Source organism: Streptomyces sp. NPDC059166, from assembly GCF_042755185.1.
GTDB lineage: Bacteria > Actinomycetota > Actinomycetes > Streptomycetales > Streptomycetaceae > Streptomyces.
Window position 1 is genome coordinate 59,426 of sequence record NZ_JBHZCI010000004.1, and the last position, 25,407, is coordinate 84,832.

The following is a 25,407-nucleotide window of genomic DNA, read 5'->3' on the forward strand; positions in this document are numbered from 1 at the left end:
ATGTGGACCACCACCAGAACCACCGCGGAGATGCCGCGGCTGTTCGAGCGGGGAGGTGACCTGATCTCCTTCGCCGGCGGCCTGCCGGATCTCGACGTCCTCCCGCTGGAGGAGATATCGGGCCAGCTGTCCCGTCTGGTACGGCTCGGCGGGAAGATCACCTTCCAGTACAGCACCCCGCACGTCCCCAAGGCCCTGGTCCCCGCGATCGCCGACCTCATGGACCGCGAGGGGGCGCACGTACCGGCCGAGGAGCTGATCCCGACCGGAGGGTCCCAGGCGGGGCTGATGGCCGTGGCCCTGGGCCTGGCCTCACCCGGTGAGACCGTGCTCTGCCAGACGCCCGCCTACCCCGGAGCCACCGCCGCCTTCCGCACCGCCGGCCTCCGCCTGCGCGGTGTCCCGGAGGACGCGGACGGGATGGACCCGCAGGGCCTGCGGGAGACCGTGGCGGCGCTCCGGGCGGAGGGCCGCGCCGTACGGCTGCTGTACTGCAACCCGACGCACCAGAACCCGACCGGACGGACCCTGTCACAGGAGCGCAGGACCGCGCTGATCGCCGTCTGCCAGGAGCTGGACCTCCTGATCGTCGAGGACAACCCCTACGGCCTGCTCTCCTTCGACGGCACCTGCGTCACCTCGATGAAGGCGCTCGCCCCGGACCACGTCGTCTACCTCGGCACCTTCTCCAAGGTCTTCGCCCCCGGGCTGCGCTGCGGCTGGATCGCCGCACCGGCGCACCTGACGCAGAACCTCCGTTCCACCACCGAGGTGATGACGCTCTCCCCGTCCGCGCTCGCCCAGTCCGCCCTCGCCACGTTCTACGCCCGCAACGGGTGGACGGACACGATCGACGGCTACCGGCGCGGCTACCGGGAACGCTGCACACAGATGGCCGACGCGCTCGACGCCGAACTCGGCGCCGACGGCCCCTGGGAGTGGCGGCGCCCGGACGGCGGGTTCTACATCTGGCTCCGGCACCGCGAGGGCGCCGACACCGGCAGGTACGCCGAGCCGGCGGCACGCCACGGCGTGTCCTTCGTGCCCGGCTCCCACTTCTCCGTCGACGGCGAGCACGCCGACGGGCTGCGGCTCTGCTTCAGCCACGTCCCGCGCCGGCGCATGGACGAAGGCGTGTCACGGCTCGCCGCCGCACTCCGGGAAGACGTGTCCGGGCGGGACCTCGCCGGGGACCACGTGACCCGGGACGCCGCGCTCCGGGAAGGGGCGGCACGATGACGGCCGTCCTGGAGACCGTCCTCCCCTTCGACTGGTCGTCCTGCGCCCCGTCGTACGCGCTGGCCGACACGCAGTGGCGGGTCTGGGGCGTCGGGATGCTCCGCAGCGCAGGCTTCCCCGTCTCCGGCCTGAGCCGGATCGGCGGACCGGGCGCCGCCCGGGCGGCGGCACTGCACGCCCGGGGCACCACCGGACACGAGGAGTTCGTCGCACGGTACGAGAGCGACTACGCGGCGGAGGCCGCCCGTCTGGCGGGCATCGCCGGGGACGGGCGGGTCCGTACGGCCATCGCCTGGCAGAACCGCGGCGTCTACCGGATCCTCGACTCGCTGGTGCGCGGCACCGCCAAGGGGGCCAAGCGCCGGGAGCGCGAACGCACCCTCGCCATGTACTGGATGCGCTACGCGGCCAAGGCCGACACCATCGGCTTCTTCGGACCCGCCTCCTGGGTCTCCGTGGGCCGGGAACGGCGTGCCCTCGACTTCACCCCGGGGCCGTCGCTGATCGCCGAGAGCCGGGTCTTCCTCGAACGCTGGGCGGTCGCCGCCCTGGCCGAGTGGATGACCGGACAGCCGGGGGCCCGCTGGTGGTTCCCGCCGGTGCTGCGGCCCGACGTGCACCTCGACGGCGACCGGCTCACCCTGCCGGGCGGCCGCACCGCGCGGCTGCGCGACGACGAGGTCCAGGTGCTGCGTCACGCGGACGGCGAACGTCATGCCCAGGCGATCGTGGACGCGCTCGTCGCGAAACAGGGCTGGGAGCTCCCCGACGCCGGGAAACGCGTGGACCGTGCCCTGAACCGCCTGCTGCGGCAAAGGGTTCTCAGCTGGGACGCCAACATCCCCGTCGACCTGTGGGCCGAGGAGACCCTGCGCCGGCGTGTGGCCGCGATCGGGGACCCCGCGCTGTTCGTGCGGTTCGACGCCGTCCTGACCGAGCTCGCCCGGCTGCGCGAGGGGATCGGGCAGGCCGCCGACGCGGAGGAGCTCACCACCGCGCTCGACCTGCTGGACGCCTTCTTCGTCCGTACGACCGGTCAGTCCGCCTCCCGGGAGGAGGGCAAGACGTACGCCGGGCGCACCCTGTGCTTCCAGGACACGCTGCGCGACTGCCGGACCTCGCTGGGGCAGGACTTCTTCACCCCGATCGCCCGCCCGCTGGCCGTCGTCGCCGACGCGGCGGACTGGTTCGGCGACCGGCTGGCCCGGCTCGTCGAGGACCAGGTCGCCGAGCTGGTGCGCGACAGGTCGGCCCGGTACGGCACGGTCACCCTCGCCGACGTGTGGCCCCAGGTGCTCGGCATGTTCTGGGGTGACGACCCGGCCGCCGTACGGACCGCGACGCGCGAGCTCGCCGAGAAGTGGCGCGAGGTCGTCGCCCTCACCCCCGAGGACGACGGATCGGCCCGGGTCCAGCTGTCGGTCGACGCGATCGAGGACCGGGCACGGAAGGCCTTCGCCGTCGCCCCCGGCCGGCCGCGCCCCGCCACCGTGCACAGCCCGGACCTCCAGGTGGTGGCCCGGTCGGTGGACGCCGTCAACTCCGGTGACCACATCGTCGTCCTGGGGGAGATGCACGCCTGCCTCGCCACCCTCGACCTGCCCTTCCTGGAGTGGACGGCCGACGGGGAGTCGCTCCGGGACAAGGTGAACCGGGCGCTCGGCGAACCCAGGATGGTCCCGCTGCTGCCCACCAACTGGAGGCGCAACAGCGGCCGGATGGTGCCCGCGCCCATCGGCGCGGGGGACCGGCTGATCGGCTTCACCCGTGCTCCGTTCGGCGACCGCACCCGCGTCGACCCGGCCGCGGCCGTCGTCCTGGCCGAGCAGGCCGGCACGGTCACCGCGACCACACCCGACGGCAGGGTGTGGAGCATCCCGGAACTCCTCGGTGTGCTGGTGTCGATCATCGCCGCCGACGCCTTCAAGATCGGCCTCGACCGCACGCACACGCCCCGCGTCACCCTCGACAAGCTCGTGCTGTTCCGGGAGACCTGGCGGCTCCCCGCGGAGGGTATCGGCCTGGCGGCCAAGGCAGACCGGCACGCCGACTACCTGGCGATACGCCGCTGGGCGACGGACAACGGGCTGCCCGACCGGGCCTTCGTCAAGTTCCCCGAGGAGACCAAGCCCTCGCTGGCCGACCTCACCAGCCCGGCACTGGTGCTCTCCTTCGTGAACACCGCGCGCAGAGCCCTCAGGGCCGACCCGTCAGCCGTCGTGACCATCAGCGAGCCCCTGCCGGACCCGGAGGACTCCTGGCTGCCGGACGCCGAGGGCGAGCGCTACGTCAGCGAACTGCGGCTCCAGATCAGCAGAGAGGTGGCGTCATGACGCTCGTCGCCCCGGCCGGAACGGCGCTGACGGCGCTCCCGGCCCATCACCCGAAGAGCGACATCGTCCAGACCATCGGCGGGACCCCGCTCGTCGCCCTCGACCGGCTCTTCCCCCCGTCCGCGTTCCAGGTGTACGGCAAGTGCGAGCGGTTCAACCCCGGCGGGAGCATCAAGGACCGTGCCGCGAAGTCGATGATCGAGCACGCGATCTGGACGGGCCGGCTGGTGCCCGGGGTCTCCACGGTCGTCGAGTCCTCGTCGGGCAACCTCGCCATCGCCCTGGCCCAGCTGTGCAACTTCCACCGCATCGGACTGGTCTGCGTCGTCGACCCCCGCACCACCGCGCAGAACGCCGCGATCATGCGGGCGTACGGCGCCCAGGTGGAGGTCGTCGACCGGGACCCGGCCACCGGGGAGTACCTGCCGGCCCGCATCGGCCGCGTCAAGGAGCTGCTGGAGAGCATCCCGGACGCGTACTGGCCCAACCAGTACGCCAACGAGTACAACGCCCGGGCGCACCACTCCACGATGGCCGAGATCTGCGAGGCCCTCCCCGGCGGACCCGACCACCTCTTCCTCGCCGCGGGCACCTGCGGCACCCTGCGGGGCTGCGCCGAGTACATCCGCGACCACGAGCTGCGCACCCGGATCGTGGCGGTGGACGCCGTGGGCAGCGTCATCTTCGGTCCGCCCGAACCCTGGGAGCGAGGCCACCGGCGGTCGATCCCCGGGCACGGCGCCGCGGTGGTCCCGCGGCTGCTCCTGCCGGGCCTGGCGGACCGCGTGGTCAAGGTCACCGACGCGGACTGCGTACGCGGCTGCCGCCACCTCCTGGCCGCCGAATCGGTCCTGGCGGGCGGCTCCTCGGGTGCCGTCGTCGCCGCGCTCCGGGGCGCCGCCTCATGGATCGAGCCGGGCGCCACCTGCGTCGCGATCCTTCCCGACGGCGGCGACCGGTACCTCGACACCGTCTACGACGACGGCTGGGTCGACACACGGTTCCCAGGACTCCTCGACGAGTTCCGCCACACCCACCGACCCGTCCCCCGGGACGGCACCACCCACGACGAGAGAAGCGAACGTTGAGAATCCTCGGCCGCGACGACGTCCGGGCCGCCCTGAACGGTCTGGAGGCCACCGTGCTCGACACGGTGCGCGCCGCCTACCTCCTGCACGGCAGCGGCCGGTCGCAGGTGCCCTTCTCCACCTTCCTGCGCCCGCCCGAGACCCCCGGATCGCGCATCATCTCGCTGCCGGCCCATCTGGGCGGCCCGGCGCCGGTGATGGGCCTGAAGTGGATTTCGTCCTTCCCCGCCAACGTCGAGCAGGGCCTCCAGCGCGCCTCCTCGCTGCAGATCCTCAACGACCTGGAGACCGGCTACCCCACGGCCCTGCTGGAGGGCAGCCAGATCTCCGCGTCCCGTACCGCCGCGAGCGCGGCGCTCGCCGCCCGGGCGCTCCACGGCGACGCCGAGGTCACCACCGTCGGGCTGGTCGGCTGCGGGACCATCAACCACCGGGTCGCGGTCTATCTGACCCTGACGCACCCCCGCGTCGAGACGGTCGTCCTCCAGGACGCCGTCCCCGGCCGCGCGGAGGCCCTCGCGGCCGAACTCGCGGCGAGCCACCCGGGGATCACCTTCCGGGCCGGCGACCTCGCCGAGGCCCTGAGCGCGCAGACGGTGTCGGTCGCCACCACCGACTCCAGCTACTGGCTCGACCTGGCGGACTTCCCGGAGCGCCCGGACGGCCAGGTGATCCTGCACCTGTCGCTGCGCGACCTCAGCACCTCGTCGGTCCTCGGCGCGTACAACGTCGTCGACGACACCGAGCACACCGTGCGCGAACAGACCTCGCTGCACCGAGCCGAACAGGAGACGGGCCACCGCGACTTCGTGCACGCGGAGATCGCCGAGATCCTCGAAGGGGCCGTGACGCCCCCGGGGAAGGGAACCGTCGTCTTCTCGCCGTTCGGACTGGGCATCCTCGACCTCGCGGTCGCCGACGCGGTCCTCACCGCGGCGGCAGGCGCCGGCATCGGCAGCGAGGTGTCCGGCTTCGACCCCGGCAGCCACCGGGTCACCGGTACCCCGGCCACCACGGGGAGGGCGGCATGAGCGGCCTCTTCGCCGAGGGCACCAAGGCCCTCGTCACCGGTGCCTCACGCGGTATCGGGGCGGCCGTCGCCGTCGCCCTCGCCGAGCAGGGCTGCGACGTCGCGCTCAACTACCGCTCCAGCGAGGCGAAGGCCGAGGAGGTCGCGGAGCGCGTGCGGGAGCTCGGCAGGCAGGCGCTGCTGCTGAAGGCCGACGTGTCCGACGAGGCCCAGGTCACCGCGATGTTCAAGGAGCTGCGCGTGACGTGGGGGTCCCTCGGCGTCGCCGTCCTCAACTCCGGGATCACCGCGGACGGCCACCTGGCCGCGATGTCCAGCACCAAGTGGAACGAGGTCGTCTCCACCAACCTCACCGGCGCGTTCCTGACCGCCCGTGAGGCCACCAAGCAGATGTACTCCGGCGGCGGGGCCATCGTGTTCATCGCCTCCACCAGCGGGATCGCCGGCCGCGCCGGACAGGCCAACTACGCGGCCAGCAAGGGCGGGGTGATCGCCCTGGCGAAGACCCTCGCCCAGGAGGGCGCCCCGCGCGGCATCCGCGTCAACGTCGTCGCACCCGGCTTCATCGACACCGACATGGTCAAGAAGGTGCCGGGCGCGCAGATGAAGGAGGCCCTCCAGGCCATCCCGCTGGGCCGCATGGGCGAACCGTCCGAGGTCGCCCAGGCCGCCGCCTTCCTCGCCGGACCCGCCGCCTCGTACATCACCGGGAAGGTCCTCACCGTCGACGGCGGGATGATCCCCGGCTGAACCAGGGCCCGCACACCGGTCCTTCGCACCACCCCATCCACGCACTCCCGAGAGGAACACCCATGTCCGTCGCCACCTACGAGGACGTCCGCAGCCAGGCAGAGGCCCGGCTGGAGAAGAACATGAAGGTCAAGTCCATGATCATCGAGCGTCTCGGTCTGGACGTCGAACCGGTCCTGGTCTCCGACAACCAGCCGCTGTTCGGCCGCGGTCTGGAGATGGACTCGCTCGACACGCTGGAGATCGTCGTGATGGTCAACAACGAGTACGACGTGCTGATCAGCGACGACGACTTCGAGGCCTTCGGCTCCATCAACTCCCTGGTCGACTTCGTCGAAGCCCGCGAGGTCTGACATGACGGTCGTACAGGAGAGATCCACCGCGGCCGCCCCCGCGGCGGCCGCGAAGCCGGCCCGGAGGAAGTTCAGTTACTCCTCGGACGACATCAAGCGGATGCTGCCTCACCGCTGGCCGATGCTGATGATCGACCGGGCCCACGACGTGGTCCCCGGGGTCTCCGGCCGCGGGGTGAAGAGCGTCTCCGTCAACGAGCCCTTCTTCGCCGGCCACTACCCCGACCACTCGATCATGCCCGGCGTGATGATCGTCGAGGCGATGGCCCAGCTGGTGGCCGTCGTGTACGTCGCGGAGATCGTCGAGTCGGGCGTCACCGGCGGCGACCCGTCCGAGGGCGTCGGCTACCTGGGATCGATCAGCTCGATGAAGTTCTCCCGGCTGGTCGTCCCCGGCGACCAGCTGCAGCTGGAGGCGAAGCTCGGCCAGCGCCTGGGCGGCCTGCGGCAGGTGTCCGTGAGGGCCACCGTCGGCACGGAGACCGCCGCGTCCGGCTCGCTGATCGTGACCACCGAGCGCAAGCCGCAGGGCCGGTCCGCGTCCCGGGCCTGAGCGGTGCGGACCGGGAGCCCACGGGCTCCCCGTTCCCCCGTACGACCCACCCGTCCCACGACAAGAAAGCAAGGAGGTGTGGAAATGACCGTCACGATCCGCCCGTACGAGCAGGGCGACGCCGATGACATCGCCAGGCTCTACGGACGCCACCGCGACAACCCCAACCCGGTGGCCGGCGGGATCAGCGGCGCGGAGCTGGCACGCGAACTCGCCGAACGCGACACCGCGACGTTCCTCGTCGCCCTCGACGACGGGCGGCTGGTGGGCACCTTCGGCCTGTTCCACAGCACCGGCCGGCGCTCCGCCCGTGCGGGGGAGCTCATCGCCGACATGTTCTTCGTCGCCCCCGCCTACCGCAACGGGGTGATCACCGGACGGCTCTTCACCGAGGCCGTCGAATGGATGATGCGCACCGGCTGCCTGGTGCTCCGGCTCACCGTCAACCCGGCCAACTCCGTGGCCTTCCGGCTCTACCGCCGGGTGGGCTGCGTCTCCGTCGGGCAGACCGTGCCAGGCGAGGACGGCAACGTCGAGCTGCACAACTACATCCCGCTCGTGCTGCGCAGCGTCTTCGCCGACCTCGACGACGACGTGCGGGCGGCCCTCGGGTCGCTGAGCAGCTTCGGCACCGTCACCCAGGCGAGGGCCGACGAACTGCGGACCGACGTGGTGGTGTCCGGCGGGGTCCGTACGGTCGCCTACGGTCTGGCCCTCGGCGACCACCGGCTCCACGCGCTGGTGGACGTCGACCGGGGGAGGGTCATCGGGGCGGAGATCACCCGCCCCGACGGCACCGGACGGCCGCTGCGGGTCACCGAACCCCCGTACGAGATCCGGCAGCCCGGGCAGGCCGGCCCGTACCGCTTCACCGACGGCCCGCTGACCTGCGAGATCGACGGCGACGACGGGACCGTGCGGGTCCTCGCCGCCGGTCACCACGGGCCGCTGTCCGTCTCCACCTGGCCCGGATGCCGGCCGGACCGGCAGGCGGGCTGGCGCGAGGGCGAGCCGCTGGATCTGGAGATCGTGCCCGTCGAGCACGGGGTGCGGATCTCCGAACGCCACGGGGACGACGAGGTCACCGGCACGTTCACCCTCGACGGCGGCGTGCTGGACCAGGCCTTCACCTTCACCGGAAGTCCCGGCAGGGTCTTCCAGACCATCGGGCTCAGGCAGGGCGTCCTCGCCCTGCCCGGCCCGGACGGCGGGGACGCCGTGGAACACCCCATCGGCCTCGGCCTCGGGGTGCGCGACTCCTCGGAGGTCGTCGCGGCCTCCCCGGTCGCGCCCGCCGGCTCCACCCTCACCTGGCGGGGCGCCGGCACCGGCGTCCAGGTCCCCGCCGGGCAGCGGGTCCGGCTGATCCACGCCACCCTGCTGGAACGCCGCCCCGAGCCGGGCGACGACGGGGTGGCACGCCTGCGGACCGCCTTCGGTGCGCCGCAGGCGCCGGTACGGGCCCCGCTGCCGGCCGTCGCACCGCGTACCCCTGCGGGGGAACGCCGGCTCGCGGTGGACGCCACCGCCGCCGGTGTCACCGTCTGGCGCGAGGGCACCACCAAGGTGCTGCGCAGCCCTCACCCGCGTACCCGGGCGTTCGGCTGCAACCCGGGCTGGTCCGCCGGGATGTGGGTCACCCCGGAACGCAGCCGCTTCAGCCGCGACAGCGGCCTCGGCTGGGGTGTCCACCTGGGCGCCGACTGGGCCGAGAAGGACGCGCTCGGTCTCTACGACCCGGAGCGGAGGACCGGCTGGGACGTCTCCGCCCCCGTCGACGAGCCGCTGCGCGTCGACGTGAGGTCGGCCTCCACCGAGGGCGACACCGTCCTCTGGATCACCCCGGACACCGGCGCCCGGACCACCGTGGCGATCGACTCCGCCGGGACCCGCTGGGAGCTGGAGTCCCCGGACTTCCGGCAGGTGTGGGCCTCGGCGGTCTCGGTCCGGCTGTCCGACGGCAGCTGGCTCGACTGCCGGCCGGCCGGGACGTCCGCGGCCGACGCGGAGATCGTGGTCCGCACCACCTCGTCCGGCCTGCTCATCGGCTGTGCGGCGGCCGGGGGACCGGACGGCACCGCCGCCTCCTGGCACCTCGCCCTCCGGGACGGACCCGGGCTCTGAGCCCGCACCGCCCGCCGCTGCACCGCACCTCCCCACTCCTTCCGTACCTGACTTCCGTACCTGACTTCCGTACCTGTGAGAGGAACCCGACCGACATGACCACCACCACCGTCACCGGCCTCCGTACCAGCGCCGACGACTACGCCACGCTGCGCACCACCGCCGGCGCCTACCGGATCACCGCGCCCCTGGTGCGGATCACGGGTGACGAGCGGATCGAGCTGCTGGACCAGTTCTTCGCCAAGTCGGGCGAGTTCGTCGACCCGGACACCGTCCGCGAGGCGCTGGCCCTCAACAGCGACGGCTCCCCCTTCGCGGTCCTGCTGCACTTCGAGATCGGCGACGAGGCGTGGCTGCTGCCGCGTACCCCGGTCACCGAGGACGAGCTGAGCGGCTACCTGGCCGGGCTCGACATCCCCGAGGGCGTCACCGTCGAGACGGCCCCCGAGGGCTGGGGCGCGGTCGCCTTCGAGGGGCCGAACGCCTGGTCCGCCGCGGCGGGCTTCGTCGACTTCGACATCTCCGGCCTGACCCTGCACGGTGTCACCGAGGCCGCCGTCGCGGAGGCGCCGGCCGCCCTGGCGCACCTGGCCCGCGTCGGCACCACCGGCGAGTACGGCTACCTGCTGCTCTCCAACGAGCCGGACGCCGCGTTCGCGGCGGTGCTCGCGGCCGTCGGCGAGCTGGGCGGTGCCGAGGTCGGTCCCGAGGGCCTGGCACGTGTCCAGGCCGAGGCCGGGCTCGGCGGCTACGCCACCGGCTTCGCCGGGCTCGCCGTGGACGAGGCCGACCTCGCCTGGATGGTCGACTGGAGCCGGATCGGCGACTTCCGCGGCTCCGAGAACCTCGTCCGGCCGACGACCGCATCCGCCCGGCTGACCGTCCTGGCCGCCCCGGCCCTCAGCCGCTTCACCTCCGGGGCGAACGTCTCCGCCGGCGGACAGGCCGTCGGCAGGGTCCTCGCGCAGGCTCCTTCCGCCAACCCCGAGGAAGAGCTCGTCCTCGCCCTCCTGGACGCCCCGTTCTGGGCGCCCGGCCTCGAACTGTCGGCACCGGACGACCAGGACGCCGAGCGTCCGCTGCGGACCGTCACGCTGCCCCGTGTCATCGCCCGCTCCCTCACCACCCGGATCTCCTGATGACCGCCCCGCGCATAGCCCTCACCGGCCTGGGGCTGATCACCGGGGCCGGGGACGACGTGGAGAAGAGCTGGTCGTCCATCACCGCCGGGATCTCCGGCATCCGCACCAACACGCTGTTCGGCACCGAGGAACTGCTCACCGACTGGGCGGGCATGGTCACCAGCCCCCAGGAGCCCGGCCTGGACCGCTGCTACAGCCTCGCCGCCACCGCGATCCGCGAGGCCCTGCGCACCGGCGGCCTCGACCTCGACAGCGTCGACCGGGACCGCGTGGCGGTCGTGGTGGGCTCCAGCCTCGGCGCCATGCCGACGCTGGAGAACGTCCACCGGGAACTCGTGCACGAGGGCCGGCTCGACGCCGGGCAGGCCGCCGCGGCCCAGCTCCCCTGCGTCGGCGACTACATCGCGGCCGAGTTCGACCTGCGCGGCCCGCGCGTGGTGCTCTCCAACGCCTGCGCCGCCAGCGCGGTGGCCCTCGGCTACGCGGCGGAGATGCTGTGGAACGGAGACGTCGACTACGTCATCTGCGGCGGCGTCGACCCCCTGGCCTCGCTCTCCGCGTACGGGTTCAGCGCCCTGGGAGCACTCGACCCCGAGCCCTGCTCGCCGCTGACGGCCTCCACCGGGCTGACCCTCGGCGAAGGGGCCGGGTTCATGGTCCTGGAGTCGGTCGAACGCGCCGCCGCGCGCTCCGCCCGCGTCCTGGCCGAACTCGGCGGGTACGGGCTGTCGTGCGACGGGTACCACCAGACCGCCCCCGACCCCAGCGGCAAGGGCGCCGCCGCCGCCATGGCCCAGGCCCTGGAGACGGCGGGACTCGGCCCCGAGGACGTCGACTACCTCAACCTGCACGGCACGGGCACCCCGGCCAACGACGCGTCCGAACCCAAGGCGCTGAAGCTGCTGTTCGGCCCCTCGGTGCCGCCGGCCAGCTCCACCAAGTCGATGCTCGGCCACACCCTCGGCGCCGCAGGCGCGGTCGAGGCGGTCGTCAGCACCCTCGCCATCGACCGCGGTGTGCTGCCCCCGACCGTCAACACCCGGGGGGCGGAGTCCCCGTTCGGGCTGGACATCGTCCCCGGCACAGGCCGCAAGGCGGAGCCCGAGGTCGTCCTGTCGAACTCCTTCGCCTTCGGCGGGAACAACGCGTCCGTGGTCCTCAACAGGCCGGGACGCAAGGGATCCTCGCCGCGGCGCGCCGAGGCCCGCCACCAGGTCGTCGTGACCGGCGCGGCCGGTCTCGCGGGCGCGGCGGCCGGAACAGGTCCGCTCGCCGAGGCCCTGGCGGCCGGGCGGCCCTGCTTCGACGCCCTGGAGCACGTGGACGGAGTCGGTGAGGTGCCCGTCGGCAGGGTGGACGTGCGGGCCGCGACCGGGAAGCTCAACCCGAGCCGGGCCCGGCGCATGGACCCCCTGGGCCTGCTCGCGGCCGCGGCGGTCGGTGACCTGTACGCCCGGCACGGCAAGCCCTCGCGGGCGGAGGCCGAGTCCACCGGGATCGTGTTCGCCACCGGCTACGGGCCGGTGACCTCCGTCCTGCGCTTCCACGAGGGAGTGCTGCGGCAGGGGATCACCGGGGCCAACCCCTCGCTGTTCGCCAACACGGTGGTCAACGCCGCCGCCGGCCATGTGGCGATGCTGCACCGCTACCGGGGCTACACCGCCACCATCGCCAACGGCGGGACCAGTTCGGTGCTCGCCCTGCACCTCGCGGCCCGGGTCATCGCCCGGGGCGCCGCCGACCGGATCATGGTCGTCGTCGCCGACGAGTTCCCCGAGCAGGCCCTGGCCACCCAGGCCGGACTGCCCGGATACGCCCGGTCCCCGCACGTGGTGCCGGGAGGCCGTACCGGGATGGTGCTCAGCGAGGGAGCGGCCGCCATCCTGCTGGAGAGCGAGGAGGCCGCCGCCGCCCGCGGCGCCGGCGTCCTGGCCAGGGCCGAGGGGTACGGTGCCTCCGGCGAGTCGGTGGGCGTCGGACGCCTGGGCCGGGACGGCGGAGCCTGGGCGCGCGCCCTGCGCAGCGCCATGGCCGACGCCGGGACGGGACCCGAGGGCATCGACACGGTCGTGTCGGCGGCCTCCGGTCACGGTCTGGTCGACCTCGCGGAGAACCGGGCCCTGGAGCTGGCGGGCCTGGCGGACCACCCGGTCGTCACGCCCAAGGCCCTGCTCGGGGAGACCTACGGCAGCGCCGGCGCGCTCGGCCTGGTGGCCGCGCTCAACGGGGCCGCGCCCGCGGGCCGGCTCCTGCTGTCCAGCTTCGCCCACGGGGGCTCGTACGCCGCCGCGGTCTTCGACACGGCGGCCCGATGAGCGGCCTGCTGACCCTGCTGCCACCGGCCGCGCTCCGCGGCCCGGTGGCGGAGGGCCCCGGTGACCCGGGCGAGGGGGCGGGCGTCGACTGCCTCCTCAGCCGCCACCCAGGGCTGCCCCGCGACCGTACGGGGAACCGACTGAGCCCGTCCGGCCGTTCGCTGATCATCGACGCCGCCCACAGCGTGTACGGGCTGCGCATCACCGGCCGGGACCTCACCCGCGACGGGCACCGCCGCTGGCGTCTGCCCGGTCACGGACTCACCGTCTCGGTGGCCCACTGCGCCGAGTTCGGCGCCGTGGCCTTCGGCGCGGGGACCGAGGTCGGCGTGGACCTCCAGGACGAGCGGGACCGCCCCGGCGCCATGCGGTGGCTGGGCGACCTGCTGGGTCTGCCCGGACCGGCGGCCATCCGGGACTTCGCCGAGTGCGAGGCGCTCATCAAGGCCTCCCACCTGACGAAGGAGACCTTCCAGGGGGTCCGGCTCCCCTCGTGGCGGCCGGGCTGGCGCCCGTCCGGCACCGGCGCCTACCTGGTCCGGTCCGCCCCGGCCGGCCGGGCCACCCATCTCGCCCTCGCCGCCGACGCGGCCGTCCCCGTGCGGTGGTGGTGGCGGCCGGCCGCCGGCGCGGCGGCCACCCGCACCGACGTCCCCACCCTGGAGCCAGCATGACCACGACGCCGACGGCCGAGTCCCCGGCGCGGCCCTACACCCGCCGGATCTCGCAGATCGAGCGCGGCTACCTGAACGCTGCCGCCACCGGCACCCCGCAGCTGATCCAGATGGTCGTCGAAGGAGAGGGACGCATCGGCCCCGACGCCCTCAGGGACGCCGTACGCGCCGCCTGCCTCGCCGGCCCCGGTCTCACCGTGCGCAGGCGAGGAGCGGCCTGGAAGGCCGGGGGCCCCCTGCCGCCGGTCGTGGAGATCCCCTCGTCGGACTTCGACTCGCCCTTCTTCCGGCGTGACCTCGACGTGGTCAACGGGCCGGTCTGCGAACTCGGTCTCTCCGAGGGGCCGGTGACCCGGCTCGTCGTACGCGCCAGCCACATCGTCACGGACGGCCGGGGCCTGCGGCAGTGGATCGCCGACGTGTTCCGGGTGCTGCGCGGGGAGGAACCCCTCGGCGCGGCGGACACCGCCGACGACACCCACTTCCGTACGGCGGCGGGAAAGGTGTCCCCGGCCCCGCCTCCCGCACGGCTCGAAGGGCTCCCCGCCCTTCTCGGCGAAGGGCCCGCCGACGGGACCCCGCTGTGGATCCGGCGCCGCGTGGCCGCCTGCCCCCCGGCGGTCACCGCCCGGATCGCGGCGGCCGTCTCGCGGCGCCTGCCCACCGGCTCCGGACGGCTGGTGGTCCCCGTCGACCTGCGCCGCCACGACCCCGCCGTCCGGTCCTCCGCCAACCTCACGTCGCAGGTGGTGCTCGACCTCGGACGGGACGACCACTGGAAGCGCCTGCACGGCGAGATCGTCGGATCCCTGCTGCGCAAGCGCGACGTGGCCGTGCTCGACCGGGACTTCCTGCGCAGCAACCCCTTCGCCAACAGCCTGCGCGAGGCGCGGGACCTGGACGGCACCCGCTTCCCCTGCACGGCGATCGTCTCCGACCACGGCCGTCTCGACACCGACGACTACCGCACCCCCTGGTTCACCCCCACCGGCTTCTTCACCCTTCCCATGCTCGTCCCGTACGCCGAGATGTTCATCAGCGCCTTCCGCGTCGGCGACGGCACCGAACTCACCCTGGCGTGCCGGGAACGCCCCGGCGCGCGGACCGCGGCCCAGGCGCTCCTCGACGACGTCGAGCACGCACTCGTCACGGCGGACCAGCCGGCTCCGCAGACCGGCTGACACTTCTAAGGACGCATCCATCATGTCGATGACCAACCAGACCCACGAGGACGTGCCGAGCCCACCGGTGGACCCGGGGCTCCACGAGGAGGCGCCCGCCCCGGCGCCCGCCGAACCGCCGGCCCAGGCCACGGAGGAGCGGCGGCCGGCCGGTTCCGGAGGCCGGGGCCCCGCACTCGGGACGATCGCCGCCGCGGTGACCGGCGGATTCCTCGCCCTGCTCGACACCACCATCGTCAACGTCTCACTGCACGACACCACCGCCCGCTTCGGCTCGCTCGACCAGGTCCAGTGGGTGGTGACGGGCTATCTGATCGCCCTCGCCGCCTGCATGCCGGCCACCGGCTGGCTGGCCGGCAGATTCGGCGTCAAGCGCGTCTTCATGGGCGCGACCCTCCTGTTCGCGCTCGGCTCGGCGGCCTGCGCGCTGAGCCAGACCCTGCCCGAACTGGTCGCCGCCCGCGGGGTGTCCGGCGCCGCCGCCGGTGTCCTCACACCGGTCTCCACGATCCTGCTCACCCGGGGCGTCCCCCGCGAGCACCTGGGCCGTGTGCAGGCGCTCAACGGCAGCGTGATGCTGATCAGCCCGCTGCTCGGCCCCACGGTGGGCGGGCTCCTCGTCGGCGCCTGGGGATGGCCCGCGGTCTACGCGGTCAACATCCCGCTCTGCGCCGCCCTCCTCTACGTCACCATGCGCTGGGTGCGACCGGACACCGCGGGCGAACGCTCCCCGAAGCCGCTGGACGTGGTGGGCCTGCTCTCCTCCGCCGCCTGCACCGTCAGCACCGTCCTGGCCATCAAGGAGTTCACCGACCACGGGCTCGCCCCGCGTGCGGACCTGCTGCTCCCGCTGCTGATCGCCGTCGCCAGCGGGGCGGTCTTCGTGGTCCGTGAACTGCGGACCCCGTCCCCGCTGCTCGACCTGCGGCTGTTCCGCAACCGCGTCTACACCATGGCCGTGGTCAACGTCTTCTGCCTGGGGTTCATCCTCTACTCGCCGATGATGCTGATCCCGCTCTACTTCGAGAGCGCGCGCGGTGAGTCCGCCGTCACCACCGGTCTGCTGATGTCCTCCGCGGGCCTGGGCGTGGTGACCGCGGCCTGGCTGTGCCGCGTCCTGATGAAGAAGGTGGGCGGCGGCGGCACGGTGGTGATCGGTATCGCGCTGACCATGCTGGCCACGTTCCCGCTCGCCGGCGTCGGCGGCGACACCTCGTACGTCCTGATCTGCGCCACGCTCGCCGTACGCGGCCTCGGTACGGGCCTGACCATCGTGCCCGCCATGACCAGGGCGTTCCAGTCGATCCGCCCCGAGTCCATCGGGGACGCCTCGGCGCAGCTCAACCTCGTCCAGCGGATCGGCGGCACGGTGGCCGTCGCCGTGGTGACCGTGGTGCTGCAGCGGGCCGCCGAGGAGCGGCACGGCCTGGTGCCGGGCGCGTTCGCCCACTCCTTCGGCTGGCTCATCTGGATCTACGCGATCACGCTGCTGCCCGCGCTCGCCCTGTTCGCCGCCGACCGCGCGGAACAGCGCCGGCGCGTGCGGGAGGCGTGAGGCCGGTGACGGGCGCGGAGCTCGGGCCTGCCGGTGCGCGGCGGGTGGCCGGCCGGTCCCGGACGACCCGCCCGGGGCCGGCCGGCCGCTCACTCCGCGCCGGTCAGCCAGCCCCTGGACACGGCCTTGGCGCCCGCCTGGAAACGGCTGCGGGCACCGAGCTTCTCCAGCAGGTCCGCGGCGATGCGGCGCGCCGTCCTGGGGGACACCCCGAGCCTCTTCGCCACCGCCTCGTCCGTGAGCCCCTGGCCCAGCAGCCGCAGTGCCTCGGCCTCCTGGGGGGTGAGATCGTGCTCGTCCCGCTCACGGCTGGGGGCCTGCCCCAGCCGGGCGCCCTGTTCCCAGATGCTCTCGAAGAGGGCGGTCAGCGCGGTGACGGTGCCGCAGCCGCTGAGCACCAGCGCGCCCGCGGCGCTGTTCCCGCCGTCCACCGGGACGATGGCGGTGGTGCGGTCGATCAGCATCATCCGGACCGGCAGCGACGGTGTGGTCCGCACCTCACCGCCCAGCGCGGTCAGCCACTTCGCGTACGACAGAGTGGCCGGATTGTGGCGGACGCTGTCCAGGTACAGGGTCCGCATCCGCACCCCGCGCTCGAGGAGTTCCTTGTCCTGGGGCTTCGCCGCCTCCATACTCGCCTCGCTCTGCGCGCCCCCGGGGGCGAACGTCATGATCTCCGCGGAGACACGGCGGACGAGCAGGGCGATGCGGTCACGGATCTCCTCGATGCCGTCCAGCCGTTCGACGCCCTCGATCCGCTTGTCGCGCCGGGTGGCCGTGAAGTCCGCGGACAGCCGCGCGGCGGCGAGCCGGATCTGCTCGACACGGCGCTGCTCGGCGGCGAGACGTTCCTCCTGCTGGGCGAGGATGGTCTGGACGCCCAGCTCCGGATTGACCGCCCGGAAGTGGGAGGGAAGGCCGGCGATGGGCCGGATCAGGGCCAACTCACTGAGTTTGTCCAGCGCCTGACGCACCTTCGCGCCAGGTATGCGAAGTCGCTCCCCCAGCTCCGCCAGCTCGACCTGCGGATACGCCAGGACCGCTCTGTAGACGGCTTCGCAGACCTCGTCCAGCCCGAGAATCTCCAGCACCGACTGTCTCTCCCCCCACGCAAAGACATTCGGCCTCAATCTAAGCATGATCCGGACCGCCCCGACTTTGCGCATTCGTAAACGTTCGCCAAAGCGCGAACGCCTGCGCGTCGTCCTGTAGTTGGCCTGAAATCGCCCTCCGGAGCCGTCTCGCGCCGCCCTTCGGGCACGGCGTCCGGCCTCCCTCCGTCGTCGAACCGAGGTATGAACTCATGAACCTGGTGCACGTCCGTCTCCAGCTTCCCGACGGGACGACGCAGGTCCCGGGACTGAAGCAGACGCTGCTGCGCCATGTGTCGGCCGGGGAGACGGTGGAGCACATCAGTCTCCACCCGGGGGACGACGGCGAGCTGACCATCGGGTTCTGGGTCGGCGGTGCGGGCGTCGTCGGCTCGGAGCGGATCGCGTACGCGATCACCCTGCGCGCGCTGGAGGCCGAGCCCGGCCTCGCCCGCGCCCGAGTCACCAGCTGCTCCAGCGCCCTCGTCCCCGCCGTCTTCGACGAGATGGCGCGGCCCGCGCCGGCGCCTGGACGGTATATGCGATGGACGGATGCGGAAGGCGGGGAAGGCTAGGCGATCACTTCCGGCGCGGCAAGACTCTGTGGTGTCGGACCGGGAACCCCGCAAGGGTCCCGCCGGATTCCTCCACCTACCCTTCACGCAGGAGTGCTCCCATGCCGCAGTCCACTCTCCGCGCCGCCCGCCGGACCGGAAAGACCGTCGCGCTGATCAGCCTTCTCCTCTGCGGCCTCACCTTCTTCACGGCCCACCACACCTCCGCCGCCGCCCCTTCGTCCGTCGTGGCGGGCGACCTCACCTCCGCCGACATGGGCGAGGACACCACCGGCTGGGACTGACCTCCCGCCGGCCGGGTCCGGCGCGCGTGGCGTTGTGAAGAGCCCGGCCCCTTCCGGCCGGGCGCCGAACCGAACCGACGAGCGGGGTGACGGTCGTGACACAGTTCCTGGTCCTTGGCTCCCTGGAGATGCGCCGGGCCGGCGAGCTCGTGCCCGTGCGGGGGATGCGGCAGCAGAAGCTGCTCGCGCTGCTCCTGCTGAGCGTGGGCCGGGTGGTCCCGGTGGACTTCCTGGTGGACGAACTCTGGGAGACCCCTCCGTCGTCGGCCCGTACCCAGGTCCACAACGCGGTCCACGACCTGCGGCGGATCCTGCCCGTGGGCGGCGGGAGCAGCCTGGTCACCGCGGACATCGGGTACCGGCTGACCGTCCCCGACGACGCCCTCGACTCGCACCTGTTCACCGGCAGGGTCCGTGCGGCCGGGGCGGCGGAGCGGGAGGGACGCCTCACGGAAGCGGTCAGGCTGCTCCAGTCCGCGCTCGACCTCTGGCGCGGGGACGCCTTCGCCGGCATCAAGTGCTCCGCCGTCCTCGGCGCCGCGGTGAAGCTCGACGAGCAGCGGCTCACCGCGATCGAGGACCTCATGGCCCTGCGTCTGAGGGCGGGCGAGTGCAACGCCGTCGTCGGTGAACTGCAGGCCCTCATCGCGCAGTACCCGTTGCGTGACGCGCTGCGCGCCAGCCTGATGACCGCGCTGTGCCGCAGTGGACGCCAGGCCGACGCCCTCGCCGTCTACGACGAGGGCAGGCGCCACCTCGTGGAGGAGCTCGGACTCGAACCCGGCCGGCGGCTGCGGAGCCTGCACGCGGAGATCCTCGCCGGCTCCCCGGCCGTGCACGGCTCCGAGAGGCCGAACCCCGCGTACTCCCCGAACACCCAGAACCTCCAGAACCCGCAGCACCCCCCGGGCGCCGTACACCCCCAGGCCGCCGTGCGGTCCCCGGTCACCTCCGGGTCGGGCGCCCCGCGGGGCACCGGCCCCGCGACCCCGGCCGTCCGCCCGGCGCCCGCCCCCGGCGGGAACTCCCTCCCGCCCGGCCTGGCCGACTTCACCGGCCGCTCCGAGGACGTACGCCGCCTGCTGGACGCCGTGGACCGCGGTGACGACACCTCGCCCCGGGTCGTCGCCGTCGACGGCACCGCGGGGGTGGGCAAGACGTCCCTCGTGGTGCACGCGGGACACCGGCTCGCCCCCGTCCACCCCGACGGGCAGTACGCCGTCGAACTGCACGGGTTCAGCCCGCTGCGGGGACCGGTGCCACCCGAGGAGGCGCTCGGCGTCCTCCTCCAGGCCGACGGTGTCGCCGCCGACGCGCTCCCGGAGGGCACGGCGGCCCGCAGCGCCCTGTGGCGGTCGCGGCTGGCGGGACGGCGCTGTCTGCTGATCCTGGACGACGCCCTGGACACCGCGCAGATCCGCCCGTTGCTGCCCGGAACCGGCGGGGCGACGGTGCTGGTGACGAGCCGGCGCAGGCTCACCGCGCTCGACGGGGCGGTACCGCTGCCGCTCGACGTGATGACGCCCGAGGACGCCGCGGCGCTCTTCGGCAGGATCGCCGGGCCCGCGAGGGCTGCGGCGGAGCCCGGCGAGACCGCGCGGGCCGTCGGGCTCTGCGGCCGGCTTCCCCTGGCGGTCCGGATCGCCGCGACCCGGCTGAGGGACCGGCCCGCCATGCGGGCCGGGGACCTCGCCGGGCGTCTGGCACACGCGGCCGGCCGGCGGCGGTGCCTGAGCACCGCCGACCGCGACCTGCCGCAGCTGCTGTCCCTGTCGTACCGGCGGCTGACCCCCGCCGAGCGGAGGGCGTGCCGGCTGCTGAGCCTGCAGCCCGCGCCGAGCTTCGACCTCGGCCGGGCCCGCGCCGTGACGGGGCTCGGCCCGGACGACGCGGAGCAGCTCCTGGACGTCCTGCTCGACGACAACCTGATCCGGCAGGAGGCCCCCGACCGCTTCTCCTTCCACACCCTGCTCAAGGACTGTGCCCGTGAGCTGCCCGTGGAGCAGGAGGACCTGGAAGCGGCCCTGGGTCAGCGGGCGGTGACGGAGAACGCGTCCGGGGCCAGCGCCGGTACGAGGCCCTCGGCGGCCGCCCGGGTCAGCAGGCCGCGGATCGCCGCGTAGCCGCTCTCGCCGAGGTCGGCGGTGAACTCGTTCACGTAGAGCCCGATGTGCTGGTCGGCGACGGCCGGGTCCATCTCCTGAGCGTGCTCCAGGACATAGGGGCGCGACCGCTCCGGGTCCTCCCAGGCCATCCGCACCGAGGTGCGGACGGACTCGGCCAGCCGGTCCAGGGTCTCCTGGCCCAGCGAGCGCTTGGCGATGATCGCGCCGAGCGGGATCGGCAGCCCGGTGGTGGACTCCCAGTGCGCGCCCATGTCGGCGAGGCTGTGCAGGCCGTAGTTCTGGTAGGTGAAGCGCGCCTCGTGGATGACGAGCCCGGCGTCCACGAGGCCGTCGCGCACGGCGGGCATGATCTCGTCGAACGGCATGACGACGATCTCGCCGACACCGCCGGGGACGACCTCGGCCGCCCACAGCCGGAAGAGCAGATAGGCGGTGGAGCGCTCGCTCGGCACGGCGACGGTCTTCCCCGTCAGGTCGGTGCCCGGCTCCTTCGTCAGGACCAGCGGCCCGCAGCCCCGGCCCAGCGCGCCCCCGCACGGCAGCAGCGCGTACTCGTCGAGGACCCACGGCAGGACGGCGTACGACACCTTCAGCACGTCGAACTCGCCGCGCTCGGCCATGCCGTTGGTGAGGTCGATGTCGGCGAAGGTGACGTCCAGGGCAGGCGCGCCGGGGACCCTCCCGTGCGCCCACGCGTCGAAGACGAAGGTGTCGTTCGGGCACGGCGAGAAGGCGATCCGCAGCGCGGGCGGCGCCGCGTCGGAGGTGCCGTTCCCGGTCTCAGTCACTGTGCCGGTCGGGTCGGTCATGCGGGGTCCAACTTTCCACTACGGATGCGGTCTTCCCGAACGCCCCGGTGAGCGCCGCGAGGGCGTCACCGATCCGCCAGGCCCCGCGGTCGCGCGGCCCCACGGCGTTCGAGACGGCCCGGAGCTCCAGCGCCGGCACACCGAACCGGTGGGCGGCCTCAGCGACGCCGAAGCCCTCCATGGCCTCGGCGACTGCTCCGGGGTGGGCGGCCAGCAGCTCGGCGGTCCGGGCCGCGCTGCCGGTCACGGTGGAGACGGTGAGGACGGGCCCCGGCATCGCGCCGGCGGCCGCCGCCACGTCCCGTACGAGCTCCTCGGGCGGCACGAAGGTGTCCCTGCCGAAGCCGAGCGAGGTGACGGGCGCGAAACCGTCCGGGGTCTCGGCGCCCAGGTCCGCCGCGACGATCACGGAGGCCAGCACCAGGGAGCCGACGGGTGCCGCGGGTGCGAAACCGCCGCCGATGCCCGCCGAGACGACGCACGCGTACGGCTCGGCCGCGGGCGCGGCGGCCAGGGCGCAGGCCGTGGCGGCCGCCGCAGCGGCGGGGCCCGCACCGCCCGCGAGGACGTCGTAGGGCCCGGCCCGGTGCAGCTCGGCACCGGGCACCTGGCGTACCCGGGGCCGGTCGCCGAAAGCGCGCGTGACCGCGTCCCGTTCGGCCGGGACGGCGGTCACGACAAGCACCCGCACGGCGGTGTTCCTCGGGTCCGGTGGGTCAGGAGGTCTTCGTGAGCTGGAAGTGCCAGACACCCGTGAGCTTCTGGCCCTTGGTCTCGACGACGCTGACCTGCGTCTTGGACGCGGTGGTCTCACCCGTCTGGCTGGCGAAGAAGGCGCTGCCGGGGATCGTCCGGTACGTCTTCTTGTACGGCTCCTGCTCGGCCTGCTGGCCGTTGATGAAGAGGGTCCAGCCGTGGTCCGCGATCTCGGGGTCGACACCGAAGTGGACCTTGTCGTCCATCGCGACCTTGACGGACTTCTCCGCCTTCTTGTTCAGGCAGCCCTGGATCTCGGACTCCTTGAGAGCGTCGCCGTCGTTGTAGCAGGCGGCCTCGGTGCTCACCGAGTTGTCGCCGACCGTCACGGTGGCGAGCGGCGTCGGCTTGTCGCAGGCGGACAGGACAAGGAGTCCCGCGGACACGGCACCGAGAGCGACGCCGATTCGACGGCCCTTACCGGAGAAGAACGCAACGGTCATGGGCCGAAGGTTATCGGTCGGTGCCACTCACGCCACGCGGGGGTGCGGTGAGCCGCGCCGCGCGGCTCCCAGGAGGCCCCGTACGGAGGCGACGGCGCCGAGGGCGAGCAGACCCGCGGCGACCGACATGCCCAGTACTCCGTTGAGGGGCAGCGCGATCCCGATCGCCCCGCCGACCACCCACGACATCTGGAGCAGGGTCTCGGACCGGGCGAACGCCGACGTACGCACCTCCTCGGGCACGTCCCGCTGGATCATCGCGTCGAGCGACAGCTTCGACAGGGCCTGGGTGAAGCCGGCGACCGCGGTCAGGGCGGCCACCATCACCGTGCTGAAGAACACCGCGGCGAGCACGGCGACCCCCAGCGCCAGCCCCAGCACCGTCGCGACGATCACCTCCGGCCCGCGTGCCCTGAGCCACGACCCCACCGCCGTACCGAAGGCGTTTCCCGCTCCGGCCGCGACGCCGACGATGCCGAGGGAGACGGCGGCGGACTGCCCGGCCAGGGGGTGCTCACGGAGCAGGAACGCCAGATAGAAGATGAGGAAGCCGGAGAGCGCCCGGTGCGCGGCGTTCGCCTGGAGCCCGTGCAGGACGGACGGGCCGACGGACCGCAGCCCCGGCGGCCTCTCCCGCCCCCGGCGCCCGCCGATCCGGGTGCTGCCGCTCCGGTTGCCCCTCCCCTTGTCCGGGCGGGGGACGGAGGCGCGGGGCGCCTCCTCGTGCGGGACGGCGAGGCGGGCCTTGCGCTCGCCCTTCGCGGAGTCGACCTTGTGGGGGAGGGTGAAGGCGAGGACCGTACCGCCGAGGAAGACGACACAGGCGCCGTAGAGCGGCCAGGGGGAACCGACGGCCTGCAGCCCCGCCCCGATCGGCGCCGCGATCCCCGTCGCCAGCAGACCGGCCAGCGTGACCCGGGAATTGGCCTTCACCAGCGAGAAGCGCGGCGGGAGCAGCCGTGGCACCACGGCGCTGCGCACCACCCCGTACGCCTTGGAGCTGACCAGGACCCCCAGGGCCGCCGGATAGAGCTCCAGGCCTCCGGTGGCGACCGCGCCGGACATGGTGATCGCCAGCACCGCGCGGGCGAACATCGCCCCGGCCATCGCCGCCCGGCGGCCGTGCGGGAGCCGGTCCAGCAGGGGGCCGATCACCGGGGCGAGGAGGGTGAAGGGGGCCATGGTGACGGCGAGGTAGAGGGCGACGCGCCCACGTGCCTCGTCCGTCGGTACGGAGAAGAAGACCGTGGAGGCCAGCGCCACGGTGATCATGACGTCACCGGCGCCGTTGACCGCGTGCAGTTCGATCAGCTTGCCGAGCCCCGACTCGCCCGCCCCGTGGGCGTGGGTCGCCTTCCGGATCCCACGCGCGGTGCCCGTGAAGGGCGCCCGCAGGGCACGGGCCATCGCCCGGCCCGCCCTGCGGAGCGGGCCGGATCCGTCGGACGACCTGGCGGCGGCCACGTGGTCATAGTGCCCCACCCCCCGCCGTCACGAACCCATGATCGGGCGGGGCGCGGCGGGGGACGCTCCGTCGGGCGAGTCGCCCCGGGGCGGGCGACGGCCGCCGGGCGGCCGGTCGGACGACCGGGGACGCGGCCCGGGGCCGGCACCGTTCTCGGCCCGTCCCCGCGGGACCGTCCGGCCCCCGGCGGCGGGCCTGTCCGCGAGCTTTCCGGAAGGGTTCCGTTCCACTTCGGGACGGGCAGGTGGGCGCGGGGCGGCGGAGAGGGTAGCGTGCACTCACGCGCCACCGGCGGTTGTTCTTGGCCGCGCGCCTCTCCGCGATCCCGCAGAATGGGTGGCAGAAGGCGCGCCCGAGGCAGGCACAACGGGTGTGGACGTCGACGCGGCCCCCAGGTCCGCTCCGCTCACGCCCGTCATGGCCGAAATCGGACATCGATGGGCTGCTGGCGCGCTCGTGAGACGGCGTATGGAGAGAAGCGAGACCTGTGAGTGCTGCGACGACGCGAAGCCGTACGGCCCGTACCCCCGCCCCTGACCGCCTGTGCGCCGAGGCGGTAGACCTCGCACGCGCGGCGGCGGAGGAGGCGGCCGCGCCGGGAGTGGTGGGTGAGCATGTCGCCCTGGTGTCCGAAGGGGACCGGGTCGTCACGCACTACTTCGAATCGAAGGAGCCCGGCTACCGGGGCTGGCGCTGGGCGGTGACGGTCGCCCGCGCCTCCCGCGCCAAGAACGTCACCCTTGACGAAACGGTGCTGCTCCCCGGCTCGGACGCGCTCCTCGCCCCCGAGTGGGTGCCCTGGAGCGAGCGGCTGCGCCCCGGTGACATGGGCCCCGGCGACCTGCTGCCGACCGAGGCGGAGGACCCGAGGCTGGAGCCCGGCTGGACCGGCGAGGACGAGCCCCTGCCGAACTCCGCCGTCTCCGAGGTCTCCCGGGAGATGACCGAGCTCGCGGACGCCGAGGACGCGGAGCTCACCACGCTCCCCGTGACGAGCCGCGGCTCGATCACCTCGGTCGCGGAGGAGCTCGGCGCCCGGCGTGCCCGGGTGCTGTCCCGCTACGGGCTGGGCATCGCCGCGGACCGCTGGGACGAGGAGTTCGGCGCCCGGACGCCCATGGCCCAGGCGGCGCCCGCCTCGTGCGTCAGCTGCGCCTTCCTGGTGCCGATGGCGGGCTCCCTGCGGCAGGCCTTCGGCGTCTGCGCGAACGAGTTCGCACCGGCGGACGGCCGGGTCGTCTCCCTCGCCTACGGATGCGGCGGGCACTCCGAGGCGGCCGTCATGCCGAAGCCGCCGAAGCCCGCCCCGCACGCCCTGGACACCATGCGGGTGGACGACTACCCGCTGCGGCCCTCGGACGACTCCGGCTCCGTCCCGTCCCAGCCGGACGGCTCCACGGAGGACCTCGGCCACTCCTGACCCCGGCCGCTCGGCCGGGCGGTCCCGGCCCGCCCGGTCAGGGGCGGGCCGGCACACGCGTTTCCCGCTCGCGGTACCTTCGGGCGCACACTGGGCGTCAC

22 protein-coding genes are annotated in these 25,407 nt (G+C 73.6%); 17 read left to right on the top strand and 5 right to left on the bottom strand.

Translation table 11 applies throughout. The features are described 5' to 3' along the window. The 13 genes from ACFXOA_RS04295 to ACFXOA_RS04355 all read left to right on the top strand — a co-directional run bounded on the left by ACFXOA_RS04295 (nucleotide 1) and on the right by ACFXOA_RS04355 (nucleotide 16,337). Entirely contained in the window at nucleotides 1-1,239 is a 1,239-nt protein-coding gene (locus ACFXOA_RS04295; protein ID WP_385022246.1) for a PLP-dependent aminotransferase family protein, read from the top strand. Then, nucleotides 1,236-3,572, top strand: coding sequence for a lantibiotic dehydratase (locus tag ACFXOA_RS04300; RefSeq protein ID WP_385022248.1), 2,337 nt, complete (start codon nucleotides 1,236-1,238; stop codon nucleotides 3,570-3,572). Before ACFXOA_RS04295 ends, ACFXOA_RS04300 begins: the two co-directional genes overlap by 4 nt. After that, nucleotides 3,569-4,660 carry a 2,3-diaminopropionate biosynthesis protein SbnA gene (gene sbnA, locus ACFXOA_RS04305; protein ID WP_385022251.1) on the top strand — a complete coding sequence of 364 codons (1,092 nt, stop codon included), beginning with the start codon at nucleotides 3,569-3,571 and terminating at the stop codon, nucleotides 4,658-4,660. The genes ACFXOA_RS04300 and sbnA overlap by 4 nt, the downstream gene beginning before the upstream one ends. Beyond that, nucleotides 4,657-5,691, top strand: a complete 1,035-nt coding sequence (sbnB, locus tag ACFXOA_RS04310) for a 2,3-diaminopropionate biosynthesis protein SbnB (RefSeq protein WP_385022254.1) — start codon at nucleotides 4,657-4,659, stop codon at nucleotides 5,689-5,691. Before sbnA ends, sbnB begins: the two co-directional genes overlap by 4 nt. Beyond that, entirely contained in the window at nucleotides 5,688-6,440 is a 753-nt protein-coding gene (gene fabG / locus ACFXOA_RS04315; RefSeq protein WP_385022256.1) for a 3-oxoacyl-ACP reductase FabG, read from the top strand. The genes sbnB and fabG overlap by 4 nt, the downstream gene beginning before the upstream one ends. A gap of 62 nt (nucleotides 6,441-6,502) precedes the next feature. After that, nucleotides 6,503-6,793: an acyl carrier protein gene (locus ACFXOA_RS04320; RefSeq protein WP_385022259.1), complete on the top strand. Its 291-nt coding sequence runs from the start codon at nucleotides 6,503-6,505 to the stop codon at nucleotides 6,791-6,793. Between the two features lies 1 nt (nucleotide 6,794). Next, on the top strand, nucleotides 6,795-7,346 hold the full coding sequence (fabZ, locus tag ACFXOA_RS04325; RefSeq protein ID WP_385022262.1) for a 3-hydroxyacyl-ACP dehydratase FabZ: 552 nt from the start codon (nucleotides 6,795-6,797) through the stop codon (nucleotides 7,344-7,346). 84 nt (nucleotides 7,347-7,430) lie between these two features. Beyond that, nucleotides 7,431-9,470, top strand: coding sequence for a GNAT family N-acetyltransferase (locus tag ACFXOA_RS04330; protein WP_385022265.1), 2,040 nt, complete (start codon nucleotides 7,431-7,433; stop codon nucleotides 9,468-9,470). Between the two features lie 95 nt (nucleotides 9,471-9,565). Next, nucleotides 9,566-10,609, top strand: coding sequence for an aminomethyl transferase family protein (locus ACFXOA_RS04335; RefSeq protein ID WP_385022268.1), 1,044 nt, complete (start codon nucleotides 9,566-9,568; stop codon nucleotides 10,607-10,609). After that, a complete protein-coding gene (locus ACFXOA_RS04340; RefSeq protein WP_385022270.1) occupies nucleotides 10,609-12,927 on the top strand; it encodes a beta-ketoacyl synthase N-terminal-like domain-containing protein in 2,319 nt (772 codons plus the stop codon). Before ACFXOA_RS04335 ends, ACFXOA_RS04340 begins: the two co-directional genes overlap by 1 nt. Further along, complete coding sequence (locus ACFXOA_RS04345; RefSeq protein ID WP_385022273.1) at nucleotides 12,924-13,601, top strand: hypothetical protein; 678 nt, start codon at nucleotides 12,924-12,926, stop codon at nucleotides 13,599-13,601. Before ACFXOA_RS04340 ends, ACFXOA_RS04345 begins: the two co-directional genes overlap by 4 nt. Further along, nucleotides 13,598-14,782, top strand: a complete 1,185-nt coding sequence (locus ACFXOA_RS04350) for a hypothetical protein (protein WP_385022275.1) — start codon at nucleotides 13,598-13,600, stop codon at nucleotides 14,780-14,782. Before ACFXOA_RS04345 ends, ACFXOA_RS04350 begins: the two co-directional genes overlap by 4 nt. Before the next feature lie 22 nt (nucleotides 14,783-14,804). Then, entirely contained in the window at nucleotides 14,805-16,337 is a 1,533-nt protein-coding gene (locus ACFXOA_RS04355; RefSeq protein ID WP_385022278.1) for a DHA2 family efflux MFS transporter permease subunit, read from the top strand. Between the two features lie 89 nt (nucleotides 16,338-16,426). Here ACFXOA_RS04355 and ACFXOA_RS04360 read toward each other — a convergent pair whose 3' ends face one another. Then, entirely contained in the window at nucleotides 16,427-17,428 is a 1,002-nt protein-coding gene (locus ACFXOA_RS04360; RefSeq protein WP_385022281.1) for a LuxR C-terminal-related transcriptional regulator, read from the bottom strand. Between the two features lie 212 nt (nucleotides 17,429-17,640). Between ACFXOA_RS04360 and ACFXOA_RS04365 the strand changes: the two genes are divergently transcribed. The 3 genes from ACFXOA_RS04365 to ACFXOA_RS04375 all read left to right on the top strand — a co-directional run bounded on the left by ACFXOA_RS04365 (nucleotide 17,641) and on the right by ACFXOA_RS04375 (nucleotide 20,410). Then, complete coding sequence (locus ACFXOA_RS04365) at nucleotides 17,641-18,003, top strand: hypothetical protein (RefSeq protein ID WP_385022284.1); 363 nt, start codon at nucleotides 17,641-17,643, stop codon at nucleotides 18,001-18,003. A 101-nt stretch (nucleotides 18,004-18,104) separates the two neighbouring features. Beyond that, the gene (locus ACFXOA_RS04370) at nucleotides 18,105-18,287 is read left to right on the top strand and encodes a hypothetical protein (RefSeq protein ID WP_385022287.1); all 183 of its coding nucleotides are present in this window, start codon (nucleotides 18,105-18,107) and stop codon (nucleotides 18,285-18,287) included. A gap of 95 nt (nucleotides 18,288-18,382) precedes the next feature. Next, a complete protein-coding gene (locus tag ACFXOA_RS04375; protein WP_385022290.1) occupies nucleotides 18,383-20,410 on the top strand; it encodes a BTAD domain-containing putative transcriptional regulator in 2,028 nt (675 codons plus the stop codon). Here the strand turns inward: ACFXOA_RS04375 and ACFXOA_RS04380 are convergent. The 4 genes from ACFXOA_RS04380 to ACFXOA_RS04395 are packed head-to-tail and all read right to left on the bottom strand — an operon-like array spanning nucleotide 20,317 to nucleotide 23,885. Beyond that, on the bottom strand, nucleotides 20,317-21,222 hold the full coding sequence (locus tag ACFXOA_RS04380; protein WP_385022293.1) for a 1,4-dihydroxy-6-naphthoate synthase: 906 nt from the start codon (nucleotides 21,220-21,222) through the stop codon (nucleotides 20,317-20,319). The genes ACFXOA_RS04375 and ACFXOA_RS04380 overlap by 94 nt on opposite strands. Beyond that, the gene (locus ACFXOA_RS04385) at nucleotides 21,194-21,913 is read right to left on the bottom strand and encodes a futalosine hydrolase (RefSeq protein WP_385022296.1); all 720 of its coding nucleotides are present in this window, start codon (nucleotides 21,911-21,913) and stop codon (nucleotides 21,194-21,196) included. Before ACFXOA_RS04385 ends, ACFXOA_RS04380 begins: the two co-directional genes overlap by 29 nt. Nucleotides 21,914-21,938: 25 nt before the next feature. Next, a complete protein-coding gene (locus ACFXOA_RS04390; protein ID WP_385022298.1) occupies nucleotides 21,939-22,421 on the bottom strand; it encodes a DUF2771 domain-containing protein in 483 nt (160 codons plus the stop codon). A gap of 27 nt (nucleotides 22,422-22,448) precedes the next feature. Beyond that, nucleotides 22,449-23,885 carry an MFS transporter gene (locus ACFXOA_RS04395; RefSeq protein WP_385022301.1) on the bottom strand — a complete coding sequence of 479 codons (1,437 nt, stop codon included), beginning with the start codon at nucleotides 23,883-23,885 and terminating at the stop codon, nucleotides 22,449-22,451. Nucleotides 23,886-24,373: 488 nt separating this feature from the next. On the opposite strand from ACFXOA_RS04395, the gene ACFXOA_RS04400 reads away from it, so the two are divergent. Then, nucleotides 24,374-25,306 (top strand): DUF3027 domain-containing protein, encoded by a 933-nt coding sequence (locus ACFXOA_RS04400; RefSeq protein ID WP_385022303.1) that lies wholly within the window; start codon nucleotides 24,374-24,376, stop codon nucleotides 25,304-25,306. The last annotated feature ends 101 nt before the right edge of the window (nucleotides 25,307-25,407 follow it).